4 tRNA genes are annotated in these 1,205 nt (G+C 60.5%); all 4 read right to left on the reverse strand.

The annotated features are described in order from the left end of the window. Positions 1–82: 82 nt before the first annotated feature. Positions 83–154: transfer RNA gene (locus tag ACRCYW_RS14480), tRNA-His, on the reverse strand. 130 nt (positions 155–284) lie between these two features. Next, positions 285–366, reverse strand: a tRNA-Ser gene (locus ACRCYW_RS14485). A 170-nt stretch (positions 367–536) separates the two neighbouring features. Further along, positions 537–609, reverse strand: a tRNA-Lys gene (locus tag ACRCYW_RS14490). 155 nt (positions 610–764) lie between these two features. Next, a tRNA-Ser gene (locus ACRCYW_RS14495) sits at positions 765–846 on the reverse strand. Positions 847–1,205: the final 359 nt, after the last annotated feature.

Below are 1,205 nucleotides of genomic sequence, written 5' to 3' on the forward strand. Positions count from 1 at the left end.
GCCAAGCTTCAGACACAAAATCCATCTGAAGGATGAGGTGGCTAAAAGGAGCCCGGTGTCCCCGTCGCTCGACGCAAACGGCTGCCGTGACCCGGATTCGAACCGGGGTTGCTGCGGCCACAACGCAGAGTACTAACCACTATACGATCACGGCGTGCCACTGGCCCACGGCTGCAAAAAGGTTCAACGGCGTGTTTGTCCGTTGCAGAGGGGGAGCGCACAAGCGTGCGAGGGACGTGCAAAAAACAGGCACTGCCGCTTCTCCTCGGCGGGCAGGCGAACAACGTAGTCGGCAGGATTCGAACCTGCGCGGGGAGACCCCAATGGATTTCTAGTCCATCGCCTTAAACACTCGGCCACGACTACGGGGACCCGTGCAGCCTCTACTCAGGTGTGCCAAGCAAGGGAGATGCACAAAAACGCGAGGCGCTGTGTGCTCCCCCGAGGAGGAACGAACACCGCTCTAGTAGAGAGTCAGCGGTAGAGCTGGACCAGCGTGACGGCAAGCTGAGGCCGCCAACAATAGGACAGCCGTTCGCCCGAACAGGGACTTGAACCCTGGACCCTCAGATTAAAAGTCTGATGCTCTACCGACTGAGCTATCCGGGCTCTTGCGCTGCACAGTCCGGTTACGTTTTATACAACGGCAATGTCCCCACCAACCGCCGAGCAGAAGACTACAAGAAATTACAGCAGCGAGAGCAAAGGCCTTGGAAGGCACAATTATCGGCACAGAAAACTAAGGCGAAAGAGCAAATGCTACCCGTAGTCGGCAGGGTTCGAACCTGCGCGGGGAGGCCCCAATGGATTTCGAGTCCATCGCCTTAACCTCTCGGCCACGACTACGCTTGGTTGCTGTCCTCCAGCTCCCTTGGCTGCAGGAGGGCAGCACCGGACGCCACCGAGCGTCAGACTCAAAATCCAGCTGACGGATGAGGTGGCGAAAAGGAGCCCGACGTCCCCGGTGCTCGACGGCAAAAGGCTGCCGTGACCCGGATTGCTGCGGCCACAACGCAGAGTACTAACCACTATACGATCAGGGCGCGCCACTGTCCCTGCAGGATGCCGCCGACCCAGATGATCGTCGCATAGGCCACGATGTCCGAGATGTTGGCCAGCCGTCCCAACATGCCGACCGTCAGCGCCAGCATCACCACGATCACGCCCGGCCAGCGGTCGGGCAGGGCGCCGGGGCGGGGGGGCAC

Origin of the sequence: Aeromonas sp. (assembly GCF_051657805.1) — a bacterium.
GTDB lineage: Bacteria > Pseudomonadota > Gammaproteobacteria > Enterobacterales > Aeromonadaceae > Aeromonas.